General features: G+C 72.7%; 15 protein-coding genes. 3 read left to right on the forward strand and 12 right to left on the reverse strand.

The features are described 5' to 3' along the window. Nucleotides 1-4: 4 nt before the first annotated feature. From WA762_RS18215 to WA762_RS18230, 4 genes are all read right to left on the reverse strand, one after another. Nucleotides 5-1,279, reverse strand: a complete 1,275-nt coding sequence (locus WA762_RS18215) for a hypothetical protein (RefSeq protein WP_335936860.1) — start codon at nt 1,277-1,279, stop codon at nt 5-7. A 178-nt stretch (nt 1,280-1,457) separates the two neighbouring features. Next, the gene (locus WA762_RS18220; protein ID WP_335936862.1) at nt 1,458-3,056 is read right to left on the reverse strand and encodes a polyamine aminopropyltransferase; all 1,599 of its coding nucleotides are present in this window, start codon (nt 3,054-3,056) and stop codon (nt 1,458-1,460) included. 192 nt (nt 3,057-3,248) lie between these two features. After that, complete coding sequence (locus WA762_RS18225; RefSeq protein ID WP_335936864.1) at nt 3,249-3,773, reverse strand: DUF2617 family protein; 525 nt, start codon at nt 3,771-3,773, stop codon at nt 3,249-3,251. 343 nt (nt 3,774-4,116) lie between these two features. Further along, nucleotides 4,117-4,479, reverse strand: coding sequence for a hypothetical protein (locus WA762_RS18230; RefSeq protein WP_335936866.1), 363 nt, complete (start codon nt 4,477-4,479; stop codon nt 4,117-4,119). 284 nt (nt 4,480-4,763) lie between these two features. Between WA762_RS18230 and WA762_RS18235 the strand changes: the two genes are divergently transcribed. Next, nucleotides 4,764-5,948: a pyridoxal phosphate-dependent aminotransferase gene (locus WA762_RS18235; RefSeq protein ID WP_335936868.1), complete on the forward strand. Its 1,185-nt coding sequence runs from the start codon at nt 4,764-4,766 to the stop codon at nt 5,946-5,948. 239 nt (nt 5,949-6,187) lie between these two features. Here the strand turns inward: WA762_RS18235 and WA762_RS18240 are convergent, their stop codons facing one another. Both WA762_RS18240 and clpB read right to left on the reverse strand, forming a co-directional pair. Next, nucleotides 6,188-6,754 carry a type III secretion system chaperone family protein gene (locus tag WA762_RS18240; protein WP_335936870.1) on the reverse strand — a complete coding sequence of 189 codons (567 nt, stop codon included), beginning with the start codon at nt 6,752-6,754 and terminating at the stop codon, nt 6,188-6,190. 318 nt (nt 6,755-7,072) lie between these two features. Continuing rightward, nucleotides 7,073-9,658, reverse strand: coding sequence for an ATP-dependent chaperone ClpB (gene clpB, locus WA762_RS18245; protein ID WP_335936872.1), 2,586 nt, complete (start codon nt 9,656-9,658; stop codon nt 7,073-7,075). Nucleotides 9,659-9,960: 302 nt separating this feature from the next. Here clpB and WA762_RS18250 point away from each other — a divergent pair, with 302 nt between their 5' ends. Further along, nucleotides 9,961-10,365, forward strand: coding sequence for a pyridoxamine 5'-phosphate oxidase family protein (locus WA762_RS18250; RefSeq protein WP_335936874.1), 405 nt, complete (start codon nt 9,961-9,963; stop codon nt 10,363-10,365). Between the two features lie 186 nt (nt 10,366-10,551). Here WA762_RS18250 and WA762_RS18255 read toward each other — a convergent pair whose 3' ends face one another. Beyond that, a complete protein-coding gene (locus WA762_RS18255; RefSeq protein WP_335936875.1) occupies nt 10,552-10,872 on the reverse strand; it encodes a (2Fe-2S)-binding protein in 321 nt (106 codons plus the stop codon). Beyond that, nucleotides 10,869-11,120 (reverse strand): hypothetical protein, encoded by a 252-nt coding sequence (locus WA762_RS18260; RefSeq protein WP_335936876.1) that lies wholly within the window; start codon nt 11,118-11,120, stop codon nt 10,869-10,871. The genes WA762_RS18255 and WA762_RS18260 overlap by 4 nt, the downstream gene beginning before the upstream one ends. A gap of 221 nt (nt 11,121-11,341) precedes the next feature. Here WA762_RS18260 and WA762_RS18265 point away from each other — a divergent pair, with 221 nt between their 5' ends. Then, entirely contained in the window at nt 11,342-12,265 is a 924-nt protein-coding gene (locus tag WA762_RS18265) for a helix-turn-helix transcriptional regulator (RefSeq protein ID WP_335936887.1), read from the forward strand. Nucleotides 12,266-12,647: 382 nt separating this feature from the next. On the opposite strand, the gene WA762_RS18270 is transcribed toward WA762_RS18265, so the two are convergent. From WA762_RS18270 to WA762_RS18285, 4 genes are all read right to left on the reverse strand, one after another. Then, complete coding sequence (locus WA762_RS18270; RefSeq protein WP_335936877.1) at nt 12,648-13,094, reverse strand: heat shock protein transcriptional repressor HspR; 447 nt, start codon at nt 13,092-13,094, stop codon at nt 12,648-12,650. A 1-nt stretch (nt 13,095) separates the two neighbouring features. Then, nucleotides 13,096-14,274, reverse strand: a complete 1,179-nt coding sequence (gene dnaJ, locus WA762_RS18275) for a molecular chaperone DnaJ (RefSeq protein WP_335936878.1) — start codon at nt 14,272-14,274, stop codon at nt 13,096-13,098. Between the two features lie 93 nt (nt 14,275-14,367). After that, the gene (gene grpE / locus WA762_RS18280) at nt 14,368-15,018 is read right to left on the reverse strand and encodes a nucleotide exchange factor GrpE (protein WP_335936879.1); all 651 of its coding nucleotides are present in this window, start codon (nt 15,016-15,018) and stop codon (nt 14,368-14,370) included. Then, nucleotides 15,015-15,513 (reverse strand): Hsp70 family protein (locus WA762_RS18285; protein WP_335936880.1); only part of this gene is annotated, 499 nt, incomplete at its 5' end. The genes grpE and WA762_RS18285, both read right to left, overlap by 4 nt.

The following is a 15,513-nucleotide window of genomic DNA, read 5'->3' on the forward strand; positions in this document are numbered from 1 at the left end:
GCGGCTACCTCCGTCGTCGTAGCGCCCGGCCCACCACGACGGCCGATGCCAGCGCGAGCGCGGCGGCGGGGGCGACCCAGCGGAGCGTGGCCCCCGCGGTGGTGGAATCGGGTGACGGCACGGGCGCGTACCTGCCGCGCGGCGGCGCGTGGTCGACCTCCTCGGCGCTGCGGCCGATCATGGTGCGCCTGGCGTGCGCGGCCTCGGCCGGGGGGCCGTCGGGGCCGGTGAACCCCGCCATGGCCTCCGCATCCGCCGCCGCATCCGCCACTGCGTCCGCGTCCGGATCGAGCGACGACGGGGGTACGGGCGCCTCGAAGACGGAGCCCGTGCCCGGGGGCCGCTCGGCGGCGTCCGCCTCGTCCGCGGCGGCCTCGTGCGTGGGCGGCGTGTCGTCGTCCGCACCATCGTCCACGCCGTCGTCCACACCATCGGTCTCCGCGGCCTCGATGCCGTCGGTCTCGGCATCGTCGGCGTCGCCGCCGTCCACACCGTTCACCCTGTCCACGCCGTCCGCGTCCTCCGGGGCGGCGCGCCGGGCGGGAGCGACGCCGGTCGTGTCGGCCTCCTCGGCCCCCTCCTCGATGGCCTGCTCCACCGCTTCCCCGACGGAACGCTCGGCCTCGTCGAGGGCCGCGTCGTCGAGCCCACCGCGCGCCTCGCGCCGCGGACCGGCCACCGAGCCGGCCCCCGGGCCCTCCGGCGCCTCGCCCTCGGACGCGTCGCCGCCGACCGCCCCGCCGTGGGGCGCACCGCCGTGGGGCGCACCGCCGCCGCCCGTCTCGTCCTCGCCGTCCGCCAGCGTCTCCGTCACGAGCTGCTGCGCGAAGCGGTCCAGCAGGCGGATGCCCGCGGCGAGCGCCGCCGCCGGGTCCAGGTCCAGGATGCGACCGTCGCCGCTCACCGTGCCGGCGAAGCCGATCGCCGTACCGCCGTCCCGCTCCGTCAGGCCGATCGTCAGGCTCAGCCTCACCGAGCCGTCGCCCCGGGCCTCGACGCCCTCGCCCGCCACCAGGACCTCGGCCCGTCGCGGGCCCGCCGCGCCCTCCGGGGCCTCCGCGCCTTCCGGGGCCTCCGGTGACGCCACGGTGACCCGCAGCGCGCCCCGGTATGTGATCGTGTGACCGTCGGCCCGGATCCTCAGCCGGCCCGACAGCGGATCCGCGGCCGCGTCGGCGTCCTGTTGCAGCCCCGGCACACAGCGCGCGACCCGGGCGGGATCACTCAGCGTCCGCCGAAGGGACGGGACCGAAACCGGAACGAACACCTCATGCTCCATGGAAAACGAGCCTACTCAGCCCCGGCCGTCACGTCAGCGGTTCCACGTCGCGAGCTCCCCGCCCCACCCGGCCCACCCGGCCCGTCCGCCTCTGTCCTCCGGCCCGCCCGTCCTCCAGCCCGCCCGTCTGCCTGGCCGCCCCGGCCCCGGACGCCGCCCGTCCCTCCCCGCGGCTGGCTCACCGGTTCTCCCAGTACCTCGGGTGGACCAGCGTCGACGCCGGCAGGCCGCGCAGCCGGGCACCCTCCGCCTCCCGGCCCGCGCGCCTCAGCGAGCGCGCCGTCAGCGACCGCAGCCTCGGCGCCGACGGCGCGAGCCCCAGTGCCGGAGCCGGCCCCCGGGCGGCGAGGACGAAGCCCCAGCCGTGCTCGGCCTGGGCCCGGTGCGTGGCCCGGTCGGGCCCGGCCGCGAAATCGGTGAGCCGCCCGCTGATCCGATAGGGGCGGGTGTGCAGCCCCGCAGCCCGCATCGACGCCTCCACCGTCCAGTACGTGCGCGGCCGGGACACCGAGGGGCCACCGTGCACCACCGTCCGGCCGCCCGGCGCCAGGACCTCGGCCACCAGCCCGTAGAACTCCGCCGAGTACAGCTTCGTGCTCGCCGAGATCCCCGGGTCGGGCAGATCGGAGATCACCACGTCGTAGCGGCCGTGCGCGGACCGCAGCCAGGTGAAGGCATCCGCGGCGACGGGGGCGAGCCGGGGGTCGCGGTACGCGTGGCCGTTCAGCTCCGACAGCGCGCGGTCGGTGCGGGCCAGCCGGGTGAGGCCGGGGTCGAGCTCGACGACGGTGAGCTCGCGCACGTCCGGGTAGCGCAGCACCTCCCGGGCGGCCAGACCGTCGCCGCCGCCCAGGATCAGGACGCGGCCGTGCGGACCGCTCATCGCCGGGTGCACCAGCGCCTCGTGGTAGCGGTACTCGTCGCGCGCGCTCACCCGCAGCCGGCCGTCCAGATACAGGTCCAGCGAGGCGCGGTCCGTGCCCGTCAGCACGACCTCCTGCAACCCGGTCTGCACCGCGACCCGCACCCCGTCCCCGTACACCGCCCGGCGCGCCGCCCGCTCGAAGTCGCCGACCAGCGCGGTAGCGGCGGCGAGCACCGCGATCACCGCCACGTTGACCACGATCAGCAGCCACCGCGAACGCGGTGTGAGATCCCGGCGGAACACCCACAGCACCAGCGCCCCGCCCGCCACCGCGTTGACCGCGCCGGTGAACAGCGCGCCGGTCAGCTGCCCGAGCATGGGCAGCAGCAGGAAGGGGAACGCCAGCCCGCCGACCAGCGCGCCCACGTAGTCGGCGGCGAAGAGGTCCGCCACGGCGCCCCCGGCGTCCTGCCGGTCCACCCGCTGGATCAGTGTCATCAGCAACGGGATCTCCGCGCCGATCAGGATCCCGATCGTGAGCGAGAAGCCGACCAGCGCGTACCGCGACTCGCCGAACCACGCGAACGTCGCGTACAGCACCACCGCCGACGAACCGCCGACCAGCGCGAGCACCGCCTCGATCAGCCCGAATCCCACCGCCGCCCGGCTGCGCAAACGTTTCGCGAGAAGCGAGCCGACGCCCATCGCGAACACCATCACGGACAGCACGACGGACGCCTGGGTGACGGAGTCACCGATCAGGTAGGAGGCGAGCGCCACCAGTTCGAGCTCGTACACCAGGCCGCAGGCGGCGCAGACGAAGACGGCGGCGAGCACGAACCAGCGACCGGTCCTCGGCCGTACGGAAAGACACGCCGCGCCCCCTCGCAGCGAGACCTGCTGGTCGATCATGAGGCGAACGCTACGTTACGAGAAGGTGGCCTTCGGTCACCCACAAGGGTGTAACTGGCGTATTCGGCACGGCATTTGATCCGCGACGGGGCGTCAGGCCGCAGGCGCCCGCTTCGAGCTGCCACGCGCCGCCACCGGTGCGCTTCAAAGCGTCGGCACGCCACCGGCACCGGCGCCCGCCCGGAGGAGGCGTCAGTACGCCGCCGTCGCCGGCGTCCGCACCCCCACGCGCGTGCGCGTCACCACCAACTGGCCCTCCTGCGGGTACGCGTGCCAGGTGCGCCACCGCACCTGGCCCTCGGTCCGCTGGGCGAGCATCGCCGTGAAGGCGTGCGGGCTGCCGGGGAACGTCCCGGCGAGGCCGTGCGGATGGTCGGCCACCAGTGCGAGGAGTTCCTGTGCGCGCCCGGCGAACGAACCCGCCGAGAGCGTCTCGACCCGCGCCGCGAACTCGTACTCCCACTCGCCGAGCCGCTTCGCCACACCGAGCGGCAACGGGGTGCTGCTGCCGGGGATGCACGCGACGGTTTCGGAACAGGTGCCGCGGTCCTCCTCCAGGAGCACCTGGTGGGAGGCGCCGAGCAGGCGCATTTGCAGTCGGGCTCCCGCGAGATCGAGGTCGAGCACGGCCAGGGCGGGGAGCGGTTCGCGCCCCAGCGCCCAGGCCAGGTCGGCAGCACGGGTGTCGGAATAGGCCGTCTGGAGGGTCGTGAGCATGGGTCGGCTCCGCAAGAAAGCGTGGACACATGGACAGGGGACGCCTCCGACGCGATGCACGTGGGAGGTTTGGAAGCGCCCGATCAGGTCCAACTCGGGTCCGAGGGCTGGAAGTTCTCTCCACCGAGGGAATCACGAAGTAAGCCGCATCCACAGCGTTTTTATCCAACTTGACGTGGTTTCCATCCGCCCGGGGGCCCCACGGTTCATCTGTTCACCGGCAAGGCGCGAAAAGCCCCAACAAAAAGGTGCCCGGCGGGAGTTCACCCGCCGGGCACCTGCCGACCGACCGTGCCGGGCCGGCTCCCGCCGCCCGCTTCACATCGTGCCGGTCCGCCCCCGCTCAGTCGCCTCCGCCGCCGCAGCCGCCGCCGCAGGAGGACCCGCCGCCGCAGGAGTGGCCGCCGGAGTGGCCACCGCCGCCGCACGAATGCCCCCCGGAGTGGCCACCGGAGTGGCCACCGGAATGACCGCTGGAATGACCGCCGGAGTGGCCTCCGGAGTCACTGCCGGAGTCGAGGACCGCGCCGCAGGACGAGCCGCTGCCGCCGCCGGCCCACCAGCTGCCGTCCGAGGAGCCGCCACCGCGCGTGCCCCGGCGCACGCTCCCCGTACGCGCCTTCTTCCGGTTGCTCGCCCTGATCACGAGCGACACGAGCAGTCCGACCACGGCGACCGTGATCACCGCACCGACGAATATCTCCACCGACCTCACGTCCTTCCGTTCCCCCATAGCGAGGTCCCGCTGTCTTTCGCGCGATGGCGTCATGACGCCGGAGCACCGATCCGCGGCCCCCGACGTGCCGTGTACACCGCGGCACCGGTCCACCGGTTCCGGCACGACGGCCCTCCGGCGGATCCGGGACCGGCACGCCGTCGTGCCGGTCGGCGCCCATCATCGCGCCGTTCCTCGCCCGGGAAAATGCCCCGCCCCTCATATGCCGAAAGCGGACTTGAGCAACTCCAGAGCTTCCGCGCAGGATGGCCGCCATGACTCAGGGACGACCACTGCTCAACCGCCGCCTCGCGGAGTTCGGCACAACGATCTTCGCGGAGATGTCGGCGCTCGCCGCACGGACGGGTTCCATCAACCTCGGCCAGGGTTTCCCCGACACCGACGGCCCGGAGGAGGTCAGGGAGGCCGCGGTGCGCGCACTGCGCGCCGGGCACGGCAACCAGTACCCGCCGGGCCCCGGCATCCCCGAACTCCGCACCGCCGTCGCCGACCACCAGAAGCACCGCTACGGGATCGCCCTCGACCCCGAGACCGAGGTCCTGGTCACCGCCGGGGCCACCGAGGCCATCGCCGCGGCCCTGCTGTCGCTGCTGGAGCCCGGCGACGAGGTCATCGCCCTGGAGCCGTACTACGACTCCTACGCCGCCTGCATCGCCATGGCGGGCGGCGTCCGCGTCCCCGTACCGCTCCGCCCCGACCCGGCCGCCGGCGCCTACCGCCTGGACCTCGACGAACTGCGCGCCGCCGTCACGCCCCGCACCCGGCTCATCCTGCTCAACACCCCGCACAACCCCACCGGCACCGTCCTCACCCGCGAGGAACTCGCCGCGATCGCCGCCCTGGCCTGCGAGCGCGACCTCCTCGTCGTCACCGACGAGGTCTACGAGCACCTGGTCTTCGACGGCGAGCACCTCCCGCTGGCCGGCTTCCCGGGGATGCGCGAACGCACGGTCACCATCGGGTCGGCCGGCAAGACGTACTCGTTCACCGGCTGGAAGGTCGGCTGGGTCACGGGCAGTCCCGGGCTGGTGAGCGCGGTCCGCTCGTCGAAGCAGTTCCTCACCTACGTGGCCGCCGGCCCGTTCCAGTACGCCGTCGCCGAGGCGCTGCGTCTGCCCGACGCCTACTACGACGGGCTGCGCGCCGACCTCCGGGCCAAGCGGGACCTGCTGACCGACGGTCTCGCCGAGGCCGGTTTCCGGGTCTACCGCCCGGCCGGGACGTACTTCGTCACCACCGACATCCGCCCGCTCGGCGAGAGCGACGGCTACGCCTTCTGCCGGGCGCTGCCCGAGCGCTGCGGCGTCGTCGCCGTCCCGAACGAGGTCTTCTACGACCACCGGGACCAGGGCGCGCCCTTCGTGAGGTTCGCCTTCTGCAAGCGGACGGAGGTCCTCCAGGAGGCGGTGGACCGCCTCAAGCGGCTCGGCCGCGGCTGACCGGCCCGGCCGCGACTGACGCGCTCGGCTGTGACTGACCGGCCCGGCCGTCTCCGGCAGGCGGCGCCGTTCGCCCGCCGGGCGGGAAACGCGCGTTCCGTGAGCGCCGCGCTTCCGCGTCCGGGGCGGGACGAGACCCGGCCCGGGCGGTGGTCGTCATGCCGTGCATGGACCGCCGCTCCGGGCCGGGTCGTGGTGCCGGCGCCGTGGCGCCGTGGTGCCGCCGTCGGGCGGCGGGGTCAGGACTGCTCGGTCGGCGCCGGGGCGTCGCCGTCCGGCTTCGCGGCCGATGCCAGGCCGAGACGCTCCTGGAGCCAGTTGTCGAACTCGATCGAGGCGCGCACCCAGCTGACCGTCGAGGAGACGAAGTGCTCCAGGCTGACGCCCGTGCCGATGAGCATCTGGGCCTCGCCGATCAGGCGGATCGAGACCTCGGCGCCCTCGGCGCCGTCCTCGGCCTCGTGCTCGTGGGTGTGCGTGTAGACCTTCGGCCACAGGGTGCGGCGGTTCCAGTCGTCGATCGCGTCGAGGAGGACGGCGCGCTGGTCCGCGGCGTGCGGGCGGTCGTAGAACGTACGGACCGAGAAGACCTGCTGCTCGGCCTCGCCGCGGAACATGAAGTAGGTGCGGAACTCCTCCCACGGCGCGGCGAGGTCGCCCTCGTCGTCCACGACGTACTTGAGCTCCATCTGGTCCAGGAGCTGCTTGACGAGGTCCTGGTCAGGGATGACGGGGCCCTCCGGTCCTGCGGCCTGCGGTTCGGGCTGGCCCCCGAAATTAGGAATCGAGGACGGGTCGATGCTCACCGTGTTTTTCCCTTCGTGCGGTTGCCGCCATCCTCTCCCATGGCGGGCGGGGGATGGCAAGCCCCGGTGGGCCCGATCCGCCACGAGCTGACAGGCGGCCCGTGCGGCCGGGCCCCTGCGGGCGCGACGGGGTGACGACCGGCGTGGCGGCCGGGGGCCGACCGGGGGCCGACCGGGGGGCGACCGGCGCGGTGACCCCGCGAGGCCGGGTCGGCCGCGCGAGGGTCCCCGAGGCCCCGAGGGGCCGCGGGCGGCCGGGACGCCCCGGCCCCGGCGCCCGGGCCGGTCCCACGGCCCCCCGGCCCCGAGGCCACGCGCCTACGACGCGGCGCCGACCAGCAGCCCGTCGCCGGCCCGGTCCACCCGGACGGTGTCCCCGTCCTTGACCTCGCCCGCCAGGATCTCCTTGGCGAGCCGGTCCCCGATCGCCGTCTGGATGAGCCGGCGCAGCGGCCGGGCGCCGTACGCCGGGTCGTTGCCCTCCTCGGCCAGCCAGGCCAGGGCCTGGGGCGTGACGTCGAGGGTGAGCCGGCGGTCGGCCAGGCGCTTGGCGAGCCGGTCGATCTGGAGCTTCGCGATGTGCGAGAGCTCGTCGCCGGTGAGCGCGGAGAACACCACCAGGTCGTCCAGCCGGTTCAGGAACTCCGGCTTGAACGAGGCCCGGACGACCTCCAGGACCTGCTCCTTCTTCACCTCGGGCTCGGTCAGCGGGTCCATCAGGAACTGGCTGCCGAGGTTGGAGGTCAGGATCAGGATGGTATTGCGGAAGTCCACCGTCCGGCCCTGTCCGTCGGTGAGCCGGCCGTCGTCGAGGACCTGGAGCAGGATGTCGAAGACCTCGGGGTGGGCCTTCTCCACCTCGTCCAGCAGCACGACGCTGTACGGGCGGCGGCGGACCGCCTCCGTGAGCTGGCCGCCCTCCTCGTAGCCGACGTATCCGGGCGGGGCGCCGACCAGCCGCGCGACGCTGTGCTTCTCGCTGTACTCGCTCATGTCGATGCGGACCATGGCCCGCTCGTCGTCGAACAGGAAGTCCGCGAGAGCCTTCGCCAGCTCCGTCTTGCCGACCCCGGTCGGGCCGAGGAAGAGGAACGAGCCGGTGGGCCGGTCGGGGTCGGCGATCCCGGCGCGGGTGCGCCGTACCGCGTCCGACACCGCCCGCACGGCCTCGGTCTGGCCGATGAGGCGCTTGCCGAGCTCGTCCTCCATGCGCAGCAGCTTCTGGGTCTCGCCCTCCAGCAGGCGTCCGGCGGGGATGCCGGTCCAGGAGCCGACCACGTCCGCGATGTCGTCCGGGCCGACCTCCTCCTTCACCATCGTGTCCTTGGCGGCCTCCTGCTCGGCCTCGGTCGCCTCCGCCAACTCCCGCTCCAGGCCGGGGATCTCCCCGTACAGCAGCTTGGAGGCGGTGTCGAAGTCGCCGTCGCGCTGGGCGCGTTCGGCCTGGCCGTGCAGCTCGTCGAGGCGCTCCTTCAGCTCACCGACCCGGTTGAGGCCCTGCTTCTCCTTCTCCCAGCGGGCGTTGAGGCCGCGCAGCTCCTCCTCCTTGTCCGCGAGGTCGCGGCGGAGCTTCTCCAGGCGCTCCTTGGAGGCGGCGTCGGACTCGTTCCTCAGCGCCAGCTCCTCCATGTGCAGGCGGTCGACCGCGCGCTGGAGCTCGTCGATCTCGACGGGCGAGGAGTCGATCTCCATGCGCAGCCGGGACGCCGCCTCGTCGACCAGGTCGATGGCCTTGTCGGGGAGGAAGCGGGAGGTGATGTAGCGGTCGGACAGGGTCGCGGCGGCCACCAGCGCGGAGTCCGCGATGGACACCTTGTGGTGGGCCTCGTACCGGCCCTTGAGACCGCGCAGGATCGCGACGGTGTCCTCGACGCTGGGCTCCGCCACCAGCACCTGCTGGAAGCGCCGCTCCAGGGCGGGATCCTTCTCGATCCGCTCGCGGTACTCGTCGAGCGTGGTGGCGCCGACCATGCGCAGCTCGCCGCGGGCCAGCATCGGCTTCAGCATGTTGCCGGCGTCCATGGCGGAGTCGCCGCCCGCGCCCGCGCCGACGACGGTGTGCAGCTCGTCGATGAAGGTGATGATCTGGCCGTCGCTCTCCTTGATCTCGGAGAGGACGGTCTTCAGCCGCTCCTCGAACTCGCCGCGGTACTTCGCGCCCGCGACCATCGCGCCGAGGTCGAGCGAGACCAGTCGCTTGTTGCGCAGGGACTCGGGGACGTCGCCCTTGACGATGCGCTGGGCCAGCCCCTCGACGACGGCCGTCTTGCCGACGCCGGGCTCGCCGATGAGCACCGGGTTGTTCTTGGTGCGGCGGGACAGCACCTGGACGACGCGCCGGATCTCCTGGTCCCGGCCGATGACCGGGTCGAGCTTGCCCTCGCGCGCGGCGGCCGTGAAGTCCGTGCCGAACTTCTCCAGAGCCTTGTACTGACCCTCCGGGTCGGGTGTGGTCACCCGGCGCCCTCCCCTGCTCTTCTCGAACGCGTCCAGCAGCCTCTTCGCGCCGGCGCCCTGCTCGGAGAGGATCTCACCGGCCCGTCCGCCCTTCGCGGCGATGCCGATCAGCAGGTGCTCGGTGGAGATGTAGTCGTCACCGAGGTCCTTCGCCCGCTGGGCGGCGTCCGCGATGACCGCGAGCAGCTCGCGGTTGGGCTGCGGCGGGGCGACGGTCGAGCCGGTGACGCTGGGCTGCGCGCCCAGGAGCCGCTCCGTCTCGGTGCGCACGACGATCTGGTCGGCCTCGACGGCGGCGAGCAGATCGGTGATGTTCTCGTTGTCCTCGCCCGCGAGCAGCGCGAGCAGCAGATGCCCGGGGGTCAGGTCGGGGTGACCGTCCTTCACGGCCCTGCTGGTGGCCGCGTTGAGGGCGTCCCGGCTCTTGTTCGTCAGCTCGGCGTCCACGTGCGTCTTTCCTCCCTGCGGTGACGACTCTCCACAACACTGACTGAGTCAACGTGCGCTAAGTTGAGTCTATTCCACTCAACCCACTTTTCGCTCGCCGCCCGCCGGGTCCGGGACGGTCCATGGCGGAAACGGGAACGGCGGGGGACGGCAGGGGGACGGCAGCCCTTCGCGACACCCCGTGCGACACCCTGTGCGGCGCCCCCGCGCAGCGCCCCGCGCAGCGCCCTTCCTCCGAGTCAACCGGCCGGACCGGACCCCCGCCACCGCAGGGCCGGGCAGGGAGTTCCTACGCTGCTCGCATGGCTGTCGACGTGGTGAACCCCGGCTCCGAGTACCTGGCCTTCTGGCGTGAGCGCCATGTGTGCACGCTGACCACCCCGCGCCCCGACGGGACGCCGCACGTGGTGCCGGTGGGCGTGACGTACGACCCGGGGGCCCGGCTCGCCCGGGTCATCGCCGACAAGGACAGCCGGAAGGCGGCCAACGTACTGGCCGCGGGCCCGGACGGCGCCCGGGTGGCGGTCTGCCAGGTCGACGGGCGCCGCTGGGCGACGCTGGAGGGGTGCGCGACGGTGCGCACGGAACCGGACGCGGTCGCCGACGCCGTGCGCCGCTACACGGAACGCTACGGGCGCACGCCGTCGCCCAACCCGAACCGCGTCGTCATAGAGATAGCGCTGGACCGGGCGCTCGGCAGGGCGTGACGGGCCGGCGGGACGCGAGGGCGCGGCGAGCCCCGGGAAAGCCCGTGCGGCGCGGCAGGCCGACGGCCGCACCCGACATCCACGCCCCGGCGGGCGCGGACAGCACAACGGCGCCATCGTGTTCAGGTCACGATGGCGCCGTTGTGTGGGGGAGTGACTGAGCGACGTGTAACGACGGGGGATCGCTCAGGCACTGCGGGGGGTGGCGGAAATGGTCTCTGGTTCGATCAGCTGGTGGTCCCGCCGGGCGAGGTTGACGAAGATCATGTCGTACCGGATCGCGCAGCGGACGGGCTGCGGCGCCCCGCGCGGCTTGCGCAGGCAACGGTAGGCACGCACTTCGTCGTCCTCTTCACGCGCGACGATGATGGGGTCGCCGAACAGAGTGACCATCAGCGAGTCGCCGCGGCGGGGGAGGGCCGTGACGAGATCGATGAAATGCCAGCCTGATCGGTAGGCCGTGGCCATCTCGCGCCGGAAGCTGCGGTCGTCCGGTGGGATGGTCATGCGCCCGGGGTCTTCGTCGGGACGAGGTCCCAGGCCAGATCCGATGCCGCCGCACCCTCGGCCTGCGCACCCGTCAGCTTCGTCGGCATGAGGTCCCAGGCGAGGTCCGGAGGCGGCGCGGCCTGGACCCGAGCCGGCGCCCCCACGGGAGCGCTGTCCCAAGCAAGGTCCAGGGTGCTGATGACCCCGAATGTCAGCCCGGCGGAGAAGGTCACAGCAAGCACCGAGCGAAGCATCTTGTTACTCATAGTGGGCTTCGTCCTCACTTCCAAGGTTTCCTCTCCCCCGCATGACAAGACGATTGCTCATTGAGGCACGTCAACGCCACAGAAGCGATGCATCATGTTCCTGTAGATTCATGTTCCTGGGGGGTGGATAAATGGTTACGAGTGGAGCGAATGCGACACATCCCCACCCTGTCAGCGCCCTGTGCGACGAAGGAGCGCGGCTGTACGCCAGCGCGTTGAGCGTGGGCAAGATAGCCCGGTCCGAGGTGGGGCTCGCTCCGTGCCTGCTGGAGTTCGCGCTGTTGCATCCGGACCCGGACGACGCCGACTGGCTCCGGCCGGTTCCCCCGTTCGCCGCGCTGACGCAGCGTCTGCACCCCATCGAACGCGAGATCCAGGACCGCCGGCGCCTCTCCGTCGAGCTGACGGAGGCCTTCGAGCCGTTCATGGCCATCAGCGCCCAGGCGCCGCCGACCACGCACGCGATCACGGTGCTGGAGGGCATCGACCGGATCAACGCCTCCATCGAACTCGCCCTGAGCGAGTGCAAATCCGAGGTCCTCACCATCCAGCCCGGCGGCGGGCGCAGCGAGGACGCGCTCAACATCGCGGTCAAGCGCGGGAACATCCTCACCCAGCGCGGGGTGGGCATGCGCACCCTCTACCAGCACACGGCCCGGCACAGCCACGGAACCCTCACCTACGCCGAGCGGATGGCGGAGGGGAAGGTGGAGATCCGCACCCTCGAAGAGCTCATCGAGCGGCTCATGATCTTCGACGACACGGTCGCCTTCATCCCCGCCACGGACGACCGGAAGGTGGCGCTGGAGCTGCGCCACCCGGGCATCGTGGAGTACCTCACCAGCGTCTTCGAGCAGTTCTGGCGGCGGGCGGTCCCGCTCCAGGAGCAGATCCCGTACGACTCCACGCTCGAAGGCATCTCCGGGGTGCGGCACTCCATCGCGAAGCTCCTCGTCGAGGGGCACGTCGACGAGGCCATCGCCCGCCGCCTCGGCATGAACGTGCGCACCTGCCGCGCCCACATCGCCAAGCTCAGCGCCGCCCTCGGCAGCAACAGCCGGGCCCAGCTCGGCTATCTGATCGCCCGGTCGGGAATCCTCGAAGAGGACGAGGAGGGCGCGGAGGGCGCGGAGGGCGCGGACTGAGCCCGGAGCTTGGCGCCCGGCGGCCGTCGCGCCGCGGGGCGACGAGCGCCGCACCGCCCGGAGCACCGTCGCGAGCGCACACGACCGCCCCACGCCGACGCACCGTCACGAGCGCACACGGCGGAGGGCGCACGCCGGCGCACACGGTCGCCCTTGACGCCGGCACGGGCACCCGACAGGCACGCCGAAAGGGCGCACAGCGCCGGCGCACGCCGGAGGGCCGGGGAGGCGACCCCTCGGTCCGCCTCCCCGGCCCTCCGTCACGCGTGAACCGGCCCGGCCGCGCCCGGCCGTGTCGGCGTCAAGGGCGACCGCGCACGGCCGCCCGGCCGCGTCCCGGCCCGGAGCCCAGGAACCGGATCCCCGGGCCCGGACCCGCCGCTCAGTCCTTGGCGCGCTTGGGCCGCCAGACCACCAGCGCGCTGGCCTGCTGCACGTCCTGATACGGCACCAGGTCCCGTCGGTACGAGGCGTGCACCTGGGCCTCGCGCTGCTGCATCGCCGCCGCCGCGCCGTCCACCGCCGCCGAGAGCTCGGCGACGCGCTGCTGGAGCGCGGCGACCTGGTTCTCCAGTTCGATGATGCGCTTGATGCCGGCGAGGTTGATGCCCTCGTCCTGCGACAGCTGCTGCACGGTGCGCAGCAGCTCGATGTCGCGGGCCGAGTACCGCCTGCCGCGCCCGGCCGCGCGGTCGGGCGAGACCAGCCCCAGGCGGTCGTACTGGCGCAGTGTCTGCGGATGGAGGCCCGAGAGCTGGGCCGCGATCGAGATCACGTACACCGGTGTCTCATCGGTCAGTTCGTACGGATTGCGTCGTCGGCCGTCCACCTCAAGCTCCCTTCGCGGCCTGGAACAGTTCCGCCCGCGGGTCGGTGCCCGCGGTCGCCTTCCGATAGGCCTCCAGCGCCTCCCTGGCCTCGGCGCCGAGGTCCTTGGGCACCGTCACCTCGACGGTGACCAGCAGGTCTCCCCGGGTGCCGTCCTTGCGGACCGCGCCCTTGCCGCGGGCCCGCATCGTGCGCCCGTTGGGCGTGCCGGCCGGCAGTTTCAGCTTGACCGGCGGGCCGCCGAGCGTGGGCACCCTGATCTCGCCGCCGAGCGCCGCCTCCGTGAAGTCGACGGGCACGGTGACCGTGAGGTTGTCGCCCTTGCGCCCGAAGACCGGGTGGGCGCCGACATGGACCACGACGTACAGGTCGCCGGCCGGGCCGCCGCGCTCGCCGGGACCGCCCTTGCCGCGCAGCCGGATCCGCTGGCCGTCCGAGACGCCCGCGGGAATCCGGACCTGCATGGTCCGGGAGGACTTCGCCCGGCCGCTGCCCTTGCAGACGTCGCAGGGGTCCTGGGCGATGAGGCCCCGGCCCTTGCAGTCGACGCAGGGGTCGGTGAGCGAGAAGCCGCCGCCGCTGCCCCGCGACACCTGCCCCGTGCCGAGACAGGTGGGGCAGACCCTGGGCGTGCCGTTCTTGTCGCCGGTGCCGGAGCACGCCTTGCAGGGCGCCTGGCTGGACATCCGCAGCGGGACCGTGGCCCCGTCGACCGCCTCGGTGAAGCTCAGCGTCACCTCGGACTCGATGTCCTGGCCGCGGCGCGGCTGGGTCCGCGTGCCCGCGCCGCCCCGGTTGAAGAGTCCGCCGAAGACGTCGCCGAGACCGCCGCCGAAGCCGCCGGCCTGGGTCCCGCCGCCGCTCTGGGCGCCGCCGAAGAGGTCGCCCAGGTCGAAGTTGAAGTTGCCGCCGGCGCCTCCCGGCCCGGCCCTGAACCCGCCGTTGCCGAAGAGGGCGCGCGCGTCGTCGTACTCCTTGCGCTTCTTGGCGTCGCCGAGGACGTCGTTCGCCTCGGAGATCTCCTTGAAGCGCTCCTCCGCCTTGTCGTCGCCCTTGTTGGCGTCCGGGTGGTACTCGCGGGCGAGCTTCCGGTACGCCTTCTTGATCTCGGCGTCGGTGGCGTCCTTGGGGACGCCGAGGACCTTGTAGTAGTCCTTCTCGACGAAGTCCTTCGTGCTCATCGACGTCCCTCCTTCCGGACGATCGGCCGAGCGGCCGGCCCGTGGGCCGGCCGCCCGACCGGGCGGTGCGCCGCGAGGTGGTCAGACGGGATGTCAGACCTCCTCGTCGCCACCGCTCTCCTCGTCGCTCGCCTTCTCTTCCTTGGCCGCGGCCGGGCTCGCGCCCGGCTGCGGTTCGGCCACCGCCACGCGTGCGGGGCGGATGGTGCGGTCGCCGATCCGATACCCCGGCTGCAGGATCGCCACGCAGGTCGTCTCCGTGACGTCCGGCGCGTACGAGTGCATCAGGGCCTCGTGGATCGTCGGGTCGAAGGGCTCGCCCTCCTTGCCGAACTGCTGCAGGCCCAGCTTGGCGACGACCGTCTCCAGCGATTCCGCCACCGACTTGAACCCGCCCACGAGTTCGCCGTGGTCCCGGGCCCGGCCGATGTCGTCGAGCACGGGCAGGAGCTCGGACAGGAGGTTCGCGACCGCGATCTCCTTCACCGTGGCCCGGTCCCGCTCGACGCGGCGACGGTAGTTCTGGTACTCGGCCTGGAGCCGCTGGAGGTCCCCGGTGCGCTCGTTGAGCGCCATGCGGACCTGGTCCAGCTGGGCCGTCAGACCGACGGTCTCTACCGCGTCCCCGGCCGAGGACGGCTCCTCCTTCTTGGCGGAGGAGGTGTCCTTCGGCTCGGCTCCGTCAGGGGTGGCGCCGGAGGGGACGTCGGGCTCCTCCTCGAAGCCCGGGGTCTCCTCGGTCACACCGCACCGCCCTTCGCGTCCTTCTCGTCGTCCACGATCTCGGCGTCGACGACGTCGTCGTCAGCCTTGGCCTGCTGGGCGCCCGGCTGCGGGTCGCCGTCGGCCTGGGCGCCGGCGTACATCGCCTGGCCCAGCTTCTGCGAGACGGCCGCGACCTTCTCGGTGGCCGTGCGGATCTCGGCGCTGTCCTCGCCCTTGAGCTTCTCCTTCAGCTCGCCGACCGCGGTCTCCACCTCCGTCTTGACGTCGGCGGGAACCTTGTCCTCGTTGTCCTTGAGGAACTTCTCCGTCTGGTAGACGAGCTGCTCGCCCTGGTTGCGCGACTCGGCGGCCTCGCGACGGCGGTGGTCCTCCTCCGCGTACTTCTCGGCCTCCTCACGCATCCGGTTGACCTCGTCCTTCGGCAGCGAGGAGCCGCCGGTGACGGTCATCTTCTGCTCCTTGCCGGTGCCGAGGTCCTTGGCGGTGACGTGCATGATGCCGTTGGCGTCGATG

This window comes from Streptomyces tyrfis (assembly GCF_037034285.1).
Lineage (GTDB): Bacteria > Actinomycetota > Actinomycetes > Streptomycetales > Streptomycetaceae > Streptomyces.